The 9,914-nt window shown below is 33.5% G+C and carries 10 protein-coding genes; 7 read left to right on the top strand and 3 right to left on the bottom strand.

From position 1 onward, the window contains the following. Positions 1-187 precede the first annotated feature (187 nt). Complete coding sequence (locus IV513_RS13960; RefSeq protein ID WP_209391171.1) at positions 188-628, top strand: hypothetical protein; 441 nt, start codon at positions 188-190, stop codon at positions 626-628. 33 nt (positions 629-661) lie between these two features. Here IV513_RS13960 and IV513_RS13955 read toward each other — a convergent pair whose 3' ends face one another. Next, positions 662-1,354, bottom strand: a complete 693-nt coding sequence (locus IV513_RS13955; protein ID WP_209391170.1) for an AIM24 family protein — start codon at positions 1,352-1,354, stop codon at positions 662-664. Between the two features lie 199 nt (positions 1,355-1,553). On the opposite strand from IV513_RS13955, the gene queA reads away from it, so the two are divergent. From queA to IV513_RS13940, 3 genes are all read left to right on the top strand, one after another. Then, positions 1,554-2,603: a tRNA preQ1(34) S-adenosylmethionine ribosyltransferase-isomerase QueA gene (queA, locus tag IV513_RS13950; protein WP_144281106.1), complete on the top strand. Its 1,050-nt coding sequence runs from the start codon at positions 1,554-1,556 to the stop codon at positions 2,601-2,603. A gap of 87 nt (positions 2,604-2,690) precedes the next feature. After that, on the top strand, positions 2,691-3,725 hold the full coding sequence (gene rlmN / locus IV513_RS13945) for a 23S rRNA (adenine(2503)-C(2))-methyltransferase RlmN (protein ID WP_209391169.1): 1,035 nt from the start codon (positions 2,691-2,693) through the stop codon (positions 3,723-3,725). Positions 3,726-3,804: 79 nt separating this feature from the next. Further along, on the top strand, positions 3,805-4,716 hold the full coding sequence (locus IV513_RS13940) for a sterol desaturase family protein (RefSeq protein ID WP_209391168.1): 912 nt from the start codon (positions 3,805-3,807) through the stop codon (positions 4,714-4,716). A gap of 82 nt (positions 4,717-4,798) precedes the next feature. On the opposite strand, the gene proC is transcribed toward IV513_RS13940, so the two are convergent. Together proC and IV513_RS13930 are read right to left on the bottom strand one after the other, a co-directional pair. After that, positions 4,799-5,602, bottom strand: a complete 804-nt coding sequence (gene proC, locus IV513_RS13935; protein ID WP_209391167.1) for a pyrroline-5-carboxylate reductase — start codon at positions 5,600-5,602, stop codon at positions 4,799-4,801. 585 nt (positions 5,603-6,187) lie between these two features. After that, complete coding sequence (locus IV513_RS13930) at positions 6,188-7,066, bottom strand: IS982 family transposase (RefSeq protein WP_209391166.1); 879 nt, start codon at positions 7,064-7,066, stop codon at positions 6,188-6,190. 220 nt (positions 7,067-7,286) lie between these two features. Between IV513_RS13930 and IV513_RS13925 the strand changes: the two genes are divergently transcribed. From IV513_RS13925 to IV513_RS13915, 3 genes are all read left to right on the top strand, one after another. Further along, a complete protein-coding gene (locus tag IV513_RS13925; protein ID WP_209391165.1) occupies positions 7,287-8,465 on the top strand; it encodes a hypothetical protein in 1,179 nt (392 codons plus the stop codon). Between the two features lie 2 nt (positions 8,466-8,467). Continuing rightward, positions 8,468-9,001: a hypothetical protein gene (locus IV513_RS13920; RefSeq protein ID WP_209391164.1), complete on the top strand. Its 534-nt coding sequence runs from the start codon at positions 8,468-8,470 to the stop codon at positions 8,999-9,001. Between the two features lie 133 nt (positions 9,002-9,134). Then, on the top strand, positions 9,135-9,677 hold the full coding sequence (locus tag IV513_RS13915; RefSeq protein ID WP_209391163.1) for a DUF1003 domain-containing protein: 543 nt from the start codon (positions 9,135-9,137) through the stop codon (positions 9,675-9,677). Positions 9,678-9,914 lie beyond the last annotated feature (237 nt).

Genomic DNA, 9,914 nt, shown 5'->3' with positions numbered 1-9,914 from the left:
TTCTGTCCCAAAATGTGCTGAAAAACTGAATAAATTCATATCTAATTGTTTGATTACTACAAATATACAAAAGTTATGATAAATTACGGATATTCATAATAATAAAAGTTTAGTTTTAAGAACTCAAAATAATAAAATAATAGCTACGATTTCTGAGAAAGAAAATCGTATAAGACATGTTTTTAAAGTGAATAAATCGAACGGTAATCTAACATCTGTTTATAAATATTCAAATCAATTTCCGGAGCAAAAGACCAAAGATTATGATAAAGAAAATGTAATTAAAGTCGAAAAAATAGATTCTTTACATTATAACATTATTGTTTTCAAAAATGCGAGATTAAAAAGAAAGAAAATCTCAGGAATTGTAAAAATTGAAAAATCTCAATTCGATTATGTGAACTTTAGTGCAGACTATAGCAGAACTGAGGAAATTAATGAAAAAATAAAGTCATTTCTAAACCCTAAATTCAAATATATTGTAAGTAGTCAGCAAACAAAATATTATAATTCTGGTTACGCTTTTTTAGAGTCGACTCAAAAAATTGAGAAAACTGACTTAAGTATTATAGTGCCCAAGAAATTAATATTAAAAGAATATAATTATTGGTCTGATTTTGAAGAATAAAAAAGCGATTCAATCGAATCGCTTTTCTGATTTTTATTTTTCAACCCGATAAACCTCCTCATAAGGCTGTATCAAAACCCATCCATTTCCGGAAAATTTCATCTGAAATTCTTCACCGCTTCCTCTTCCAATTAAACTTTTGAAAGAAACATTGGTTTTTAGTTCAGGACTTAAATTTCCAGACCAGGCTACAGTTGCATTTGGATCTGTGAAAACCGGCGCATCCGGAGTGACCAATAAAGTTAAAGGCTCACCATGAGTGGTTATTGCGATATGTCCAGTTCCTGAAAGTTTTACCTGAAATAATCCGCCCGACATAACCCCAGCGATACTTTTCAGCATTGTAATATCACTTTTTATACTTTGTTCGTGTGCCAAAACATCATTTCCGTTTACACAGACAGTTTCATTATTCAGATGTAATATTCTTACTTTCTTTCCATCATCGGCAACATATAATTTACCTGTTCCTTCGGCTTTCATCAGTTTAGAACCTTCACCGCTGATTGCTTTTTTCAATAAATTCCCAAGTCCGCCCGAAAGCATTCCCTGTCTTTCAAAATTAATATTTCCAACATAGCCCACCATACTTCCTGCTTTTGTCCAAACTGATTGATTGTTCAAATTAATTTCTAAAAGTGCTGGTTTTTCCAGTTCGAAATAATCTCTTTCTAAAGGATTCTCTTTTGTTTCCTGTACAAAAGATTCAATTGAATATTTGCTCATCGTTTCTATTTTTGGATACTAAAATAGCGAAAATTTTCCTCAAAAAAAGGAGTTCAATAACAAATTACCCTCTTGTATCCCTTATGAATAAAAGGATGTAAAATTAATGCTTGACAAAGGGGTGTAGAATGTTGTATATTTGCACCTCTCAAAATTACAGTCTGTAATTTTGTATAATTTTTAAACCGTAATTTAAAAAATGAAGACATCCGATTTTAATTTCGACCTTCCTGCCGAATTGCTGGCAGAACACCCTTCAGAGCACAGAGATGAAGCAAGACTCATGGTTCTTAACAGAAAAACTGAAACCATTGAGCATAAACTTTTTAAAGATGTAGTAGATTATTTCGACGAAAAAGATTTGTTTATTTTCAATAATACCAAAGTTTTCCCTGCACGTCTTTACGGAAATAAAGAAAAAACAGGTGCCAAAATTGAAGTTTTCTTATTAAGAGAACTAGACAAAGAAACTCGTGTTTGGGATGTTTTGGTAGATCCTGCAAGAAAAATAAGAATTGGGAACAAATTATTCTTTACAGAAGATGAATCTTTGGTTGCTGAGGTTATCGATAATACCACTTCAAGAGGAAGAACTTTAAGATTTTTATTTGATGGTTCTTATGAAGAATTCAGAGCGAAGTTGAAGGAACTAGGAGAAACTCCACTTCCGAAATACATTAAAAGAGAGGTTGAACCTGAAGATGCAGAAAGATATCAGACAATTTATGCTAAAATAGAAGGAGCTGTTGCGGCACCTACGGCAGGTCTTCATTTCTCTAAACATCTTATGAAAAGATTGGAAATTAAAGGGGTAGATTTTGCAGAAATTACGCTTCACGTAGGATTGGGAACTTTCAACCCAATTGAAGTAGAAGATCTTTCTAAGCATAAAATGGAGTCTGAAGAGGTTATTATTGATGAAAAAAATGCAGAAATCATCAATAGAGCAGTACAGGAAAACAGAAGAGTTTGTGCTGTAGGAACAACTACAATGAGAGCAATAGAAACTTCAGTTTCTTCTAATAAGAAAATATCTGCTTTTCAGGGTTGGACAAACAAATTTATCTATCCGCCGCACGATTTCGGAATCGCAAATTCTATGATTACCAATTTCCACACGCCAAAATCTACTTTAATTATGATGATTGCAGCGTTTGCAGGTAAAGATTTTATTATGCATGCGTATGAAGAGGCAGTTAAAGAAAAATATAAATTTTACTCTTATGGCGATGCCATGTTAATTTTATAAAGCTGGAAACTGGAAAATTGGGTGCTGAAGTTTACAATTCGGTGCCCAATTTTCTTCCATTTTCTGACATCCCATACCCACAACATAATGAAAGATATCCGAACTTTATCACTCGACCAACTCAAAGATTACTTTGTTTCTTTGGGAGAAAAACCTTTTCGTGCGAAACAGGTTTACGATTGGTTGTGGAGTAAAAATCTCCATTCGATTGATGAAATGACCAATCTTTCTAAACAGCTTCGGGACAAAATAGCCGAAGAATATACCATTAATCCTGTTTCTGTAGATTTATTGCAGAAAAGTACAGATGGAACCATTAAAAATGGAGTAAAACTTCATGACGGATTATTGGTAGAATCTGTTTTAATTCCTACCGAAACAAGAACTACGGCGTGCGTGTCTTCTCAGGTTGGATGCTCTCTAAACTGCGAATTCTGTGCTACTGCAAGGCTGAAGAGAATGCGAAATCTTGAAGTGGCAGAAATTGTAGATCAGGTTGCTTTAATCGACAGTCAGAGTAAAATGTATTTCGACAGACCTCTCTCCAATATTGTTTTTATGGGGATGGGAGAACCGATGATGAACTACAAAAATGTTGTTGAAGCTATTAGGAAAATTACCCAGCCGGAAGGATTGGGAATGTCGGCAAGAAGAATTACCGTTTCTACGTCCGGAATTCCTAAAATGATTAAAATGTTGGCAGATGAAGGATTGAAAGTAAAATTGGCACTTTCTCTACATTCGGCAATAGAAACCAAACGGAATGAAATAATGCCTTTCTCGGATAAATTTCCGCTGACTGAGATTATGGAGGCTTTGCAATACTGGTATTCTAAAACTGGTTCTGTTATTACCTTTGAATATTGCGTCTGGAAAGGAATTAACGATACGGATGAAGATATTAAAGCACTCATTAAATATTGCAGACAGGTTCCTTCTAAGGTTAATTTAATTCAGTATAATCCTATAGGAGACGGAAAATACGATCAGTGTAATAAACAGGCAGAAGAAAACTATATCCGACAATTGGAAAATGCCGGTGTTGTTTGCGTGGTAAGAAAAAGCCGCGGTGGAGATATAGATGCTGCTTGCGGACAATTGGCAAATAAATCTGCCGATTAATTAAATTTCAATTAAAAAAGAAAAAAATCTTTTACAGAACTTTTCTAAAATTCTAAATTTGTACCAAAATAAACTTGTAATGATGGATTTCTTTGTGGGAGAAGATGGTCTCGAAAGTGTTTATGCGTGGTCTATTCCCATTCTTGCTGCTGTAATTCTTGCTGAGATGATTTACAGCCATATCTCTGAAGCTAAATTATACAACGGAAAAGATGTTGCAACCAGTATTTATCTTGCACTGATGAATTTCGGTTTAGACTTGGTAATGAAGGTTTTTGCGATGGGAGTAATGTTCTTTTTTTACAATCATAGTCTTTTTACGTGGAAATTTACTCTTTGGTATTGGGTTTTCTGTTTTATTGCTACAGATTTCGCATATTATGTTTTACATTATGTAGATCATCATTCAAGAGCTTTTTGGGCGGTTCATATTACACACCACAATTCAGAATATTTTAATCTTACAACGGGTTTCAGAAGTCCTGTTCTGCAGCCATTGTACCGATATCTGTATTTTTCTCCGCTGGCTTTTTTAGGTTTCAATCCTTGGCATATTATGGTGGTATATGCCATAGGGCAGGTTTACGGAACTTGGATTCATACTCAGGCTGTAAAAAGTCTGGGAGTGTTAGAATATATCTTGGTAACACCTTCTCATCACAGAGTACATCATGCCTGTAATGTGAAGTATCTCGACAAAAATATGGGGATGTGCCTTATTATTTGGGATAAAATATTCGGAACATTCGAAAAAGAAGATCCTAATGTACCAGTGAAATTTGGGATTTATCCTAAAATGCCCAACAATAATCCGGATACAGTTCTCTTATATGAATGGCGTAAAATATGGAAAGATATTAAGAAGCCCGGATTAAAAATTTCAGACAGAATAAATTATATTTTCAATTCTCCCGGTTGGAAGCATGATGGAACCGGGAAAACAGTGAAACAATATCAAAAAGAATATCTGAGTAGGAAAAATACTAAATAATCTGCCTAATTAGCAATATGAAATTAGACAGGACTTTTTTGCATCAATATTGCTCCTTAAATTATGACTTCGATAATTTTATTCAGCCATTCAGTTCCTTGGCTCTTTTTTCAGCATTTAAAATTCCGTTCTGTAAAATTTCTTTTAATTGATTTTCATTAAAAGTCTTTAAGGCAGCTTCTGTGGTTCCTCCTTTAGAAGCAACATCTTGGATGAGTTCTTCAAGATTTTTCTCAGAATTATTAATCAGATGATAAGCTCCCAACATCGTCTGTTTTACGAAAAGTTTGGAGAGATTTTCGTCTATTCCCATCTGTACACCAGCTTTTATCATAGCATCAACTATATAATAAAAGTAGGCAGGTCCGCTTCCTGAAAGAGCCGTAACACCATCCAAAAGTTCTTCGTTTTCGAGATAAACAGATCTTCCGGTGCTGTTTAGAAGTCTTTCGATATTCATTAATTGATTAAAAGAAATTCCTTCTGCAGAAGTATATCCCGTAATTCCCATTCCCAAGAGAGTAGGAGAGTTAGGCATGGCACGAACTACCAAAGAATGATTTAATGATTTTTGTATTTTCTCAATTTTAATTCCTGCCATGATGGAGAGAATCATCTGGTTTTCATTGAATGAAAAGGGTATGTTTTCGGCGGTTTTCTGAAAATCCTGTGGTTTTACAGCGATAATGATTAAATCGGCATCAATTGTATTTAAGTTTTCAAATAAAGAGATTTTCGATTTTGGAAATTCTTCAGAAATTTTCTGGATTTTAGATTGGTTTCGGGTAATGAGATGAAGGTTCTCAGGCTTTATCAATTCGTATTTCAAAAATGATTTCGAAAAAGATAGCCCCATGTTTCCGGCTCCGATTATGGCAATTTTCATATAGATGTGTTGTTTTAAAAAAAAAATCCACCAATTTGGGTTGAATTTCAATCAGTTTCGCGATTTTTTATTGAAATTAGTAATCAGATTGAAATATGCTGAAATCATACTTTTTGCGAATGTAATACTTTTTGTGAATAAAACGATATTCTTTACATATAGTTGTAGGTTGTATAACTCTAAATAATTGCATGTATAAAAATAAATATTAATTTTATGCTAAATTTATGAAAAAGAAAATTTTAATTGGTGCTTTAGATTTTGCATTTGTGTTCGAAATACCTTCATTTTCTTGCTAAATTTCAGAGATGAGTTTTGTGAATTTAATAATCAATTTATTTGTAGGAAAAGGGTTTTTGCTTTTTCCTTGTTTTTGTTTTTTACAATAACTAAAAGTCAAATATTTCAAAGGTTTTCAGATCAAAAAAAAAATTGAAGATTTAACTATTATTCGAGATCAGCAAAAAATTAACCTGAATAAAAATAATTTTAAAAATTTTATTTTTAAAGATGATGATAGAATTTTATATGAAGATTAATTTACAGAGTTTACCATAGATAATGATACTCTTACCTGTTGTGCATTTAGCACAAATTAATTTTTAACTTATTCAAACTTCTCTTGAAGACGAAAAAATTGAGATATTGAATCATGGTAAAAGAAGTTATTTTTGATACTATTCTTGTTGCCAAACCTTGAAAGGTTTTTGCGAGGTTAATATTCATTAAGAACTGTCCGCACAGTTGCGAAATATTGGTTTCAATCCTCTTTCTGATTTTTGATTTTGTCTTGCAAAAGTCCACAAAATTATGCTGGTTTTTACGCATTGGAACCGAAAGATTTATCTTGGAATAGTTGAATAAATCCAGTTGGAGTTCTTTGCTGATGTACCCTCTGTCGCCGATTAATAAGCAATTTTCAAAATTCTCCTTAATGTCGTGCAGATAGTTCACGTCGTGAACGTTTGCAGGGGAAAAATCAAACGAGTGGAAGATTCCATTTTTGTCACAAACCACATGAAGTTTATAGCCAAAATACCTAGATTTTTGTGCGGCACAATATCCATATGCAGGTTTGATCTCATCCGTGGAACAGATTGCAGAACGATTTGCCCGACTTATTTTACAGATTTCAATTGGCGTGGAATCCACAATAAAGACATCGGTGAAATCCGAAAACTTGCTGCTCAAGGTTTCTCTGATTTTTTCAATGTAGGGAAAAAGTTTTCTTTTCCTTTTATTGTAGACACTCCTTTCAATTCTTCCCTCCAAATCAGTCCCTGAAATGTATCTAAATAACTGTAGTTCAGAGTTAATAGACATATATTCTGCGGTGAGGTTGAGTGCCACAAGTTCCAAATCAGACATTTTTGGAAGCCTAATTTGCTTACTTGTAGTAATATATTTACAGGTGTTTGTCAATTCTTTTAAAATAATTTTGTAGTTTTGAATAAGATTGTTCATGTATTTAATGACTTGGTAATCAATTAAATATACGATTTTTTAATCAAATGGACAATCTTTTTTTTTTTTAATTCCTAAATGCACAACAGGTTGATAATATATTTTAGCAAATGATTATAATGATTTAAATCATAATTAAACTGTGTTCTCGATAATTATCCCTAACTTTGTCGTTAACACACATTGCTCAGGGCGGCGGTTATAATGAAAATCAGCGAAAATGAATAAAAATTTAAATGAAAAAGTATGTTTAATTCTTACTTTTTTTTTCTGTTCTTTAATGTATTCACAATTGAGACCAAGTGTCATCTACGGTGATTACAATACTTATTGGACTTCCCAAGATAACTCGACAACTTATGTTACTGCACAAGATACCAATAATCTTCTTGGGTTTACGGTTGGAGGAGTGACCTATTCTACGGGTGTCAATAATGCAAGATTGACAGCTAATGGCGTTAGTTTTGTGAATGAAAGCTACAGATCTTTTCCAACATCAATTAATACAACTAGCACGGCTACCAACTTTTTGATTGGTATTCCAAGGTATGTGAATGGTGTTCTTCAAGATCAAACTAATACGCCTTCCTTAAGCTGTAGTACTTCTTTAGGTTATTATTTAAGAGATGGAATTAATGGTCTGGATTTAAGTACAGCAGTTTTCAATATTCCTAAGCAAGAATTAACTTTTTTGGTAAATGTTTTGGCTGATATTAATCCAAATTGTATCACAGATGATATTCCTGATATTATCGTAACTCAAGTCGGTGCGCCTAGTTCCAGTTTCGATGTTTTTAAATTTACTGATGTTAATGGTAATACTGTAGGTGTTCAGAAAGATGTTAATTTTCCTTCTGTATCACCTTCTGGAAAGGCTCTTTGGAGTTTTTATTATGCAGGCAATTGTCCACATGATTACAATAGTGGTCCTGCTTTTTCTGGAACAACTAGGGATATTAGAATTTTAACATTCAAACTGAGTGATTTTGGAATTACAGCAACTAATTATACAAGTGCAGTAAGATTTGTACAGGTTTTATCTGGAGATAGTGATGTTGCTTTCTCAGCTTATAGTACTAATTCTATATCAATGTACTGTTTAGAAAATCCAATAACTACAGGGACGGCTTTGGATACGAAAGTTGGAATTACTTCCCAAGGACGCGCCGGAGCTGAGACAAGCAACAATAACTGGCCGATGGTGAGAAAAGGAGGTTATATTGCATTGGAATCTAATAAGAAACCTTTCGTTCCCACACGTATCTCCAGCGCCAATCTTGCAAATATTACAAATCCTGTAGAAGGAATGATGGTTTACGATACCACAGAAAATTGTCTGAAAATCTATGTCAATTCAACCATAGGTTGGAGATGTTACAACAGAAAAACTTGCCCATAAAAATGAAAAAATTAGCTATTATATTGTCATTGTTCTTAATTAGTAATTGGAAGGCTCAAGTTATTTTTGGAGATAATATTGGGACTGCTTCCAACAAAAATTCTGTTTTGATGGAGTTTGCAAACTCAGGAAACAAAGGTTTGATTCTTCCGTATGTTACCAATAAAACAGGACTTACAACACCCGGAAGTTTAATCCTGAACGCAACAACACCAACAGCTGCAAGAGTAGAGTATTACAATGGAACGACTTGGGTAGATCTTAGCTTGCAAAATGCGAATGTAACGTCTTTTCTGGGAATCCAACCTATCTCGAGAGAGAATGCCAATGCAAAAACTGTGATAGGAAGCAATACATCTGCTGCAGATGGTATTTTGGTTTTAGAATCTACAAACAAGGCGATGGTTTTGCCAATTGTATCTTCTCATCAAAATATTGTAAATCCAGCACCTGGTATGATGGCACTCATCAATAATGGTGGTAATAAAGTCTTGGCTGTTTACAACGGCAATCAATGGGCTTTTTGGACTTATTGATATTTTTTCTAATAAAATTTTCAAAGAGTTTTCAGATTTTTGGAAACTCTTTTTTTAGTTTTAAATCAAAATGATTTCTTTATCTTATTTTTGTATTTAGATTAAAGTTATTTTTAAATATTTTACTGTTATAATGAAAATCACAGAAGAAAATCAGGAAAAGCTTTCCGTTTTAGAGAAGATTGCAAACGGAATCATTTGGTGGGTAGGCTCTATTCCGTCTTTGATTTTGCATACGATTTTCTTTATCGTCAGTTTTGCTTTGCCACTTTTTGGATTGGTAGATTTTGACAAAATGCTGTTGGTTCTCACGACTGTCGTTTCTTTGGAAGCGATTTATCTGGCGATTTTCATCCAAATGTCTGTCAACAAAAGTTCCGAACATATCGAAGATTTGAAGGAAGATGTCAACGAAATCCAAGAGGATATTGATGAAATCCAGGAAGACATCGAGGAAATCAGTGAAGATTTGGATGAAATCTCAGAAGATATTGATGAAATCCAGGAAGATATTGAGGAAATCAACGAAGATGAGGACGATGAACATCACAGCGATCGTGCCAGAACAGTGATGCTGAAAAGCAAAGTCACCAATAACAAAAATGACATCAAAAACCTGAAAGATAAAATCAAAGAACTTGAAGGTTTGATAGAAAGTCTGAAAAAAGAAGAGTAGTTAATTGTCAGTCTGAGGTGAAGTTTATCCTGAGCTTGCCGAAGGAAAGATCATAAAAACTAGAATTCTAACTTCAAAAGGTAGCGTCCTACTAACTGTGTAAGTAGAAAAGTTATTCTGAAAAATTTTGAGCCCTCGAAGCTCAAAAAATTTTTCGGAAACCTAACGAAGTGGTTCGGCGAAGCCAAATAACTTTTTACTATTTTTAAACATTATACAGTTATGACCAGTAAAGAA

The sequence above is a fragment of the Chryseobacterium sp. RR2-3-20 genome (assembly GCF_017808115.1).
Lineage (GTDB): Bacteria > Bacteroidota > Bacteroidia > Flavobacteriales > Weeksellaceae > Chryseobacterium > Chryseobacterium oryzae.
This window is presented reverse-complemented; position numbering and strand designations above follow the sequence as displayed.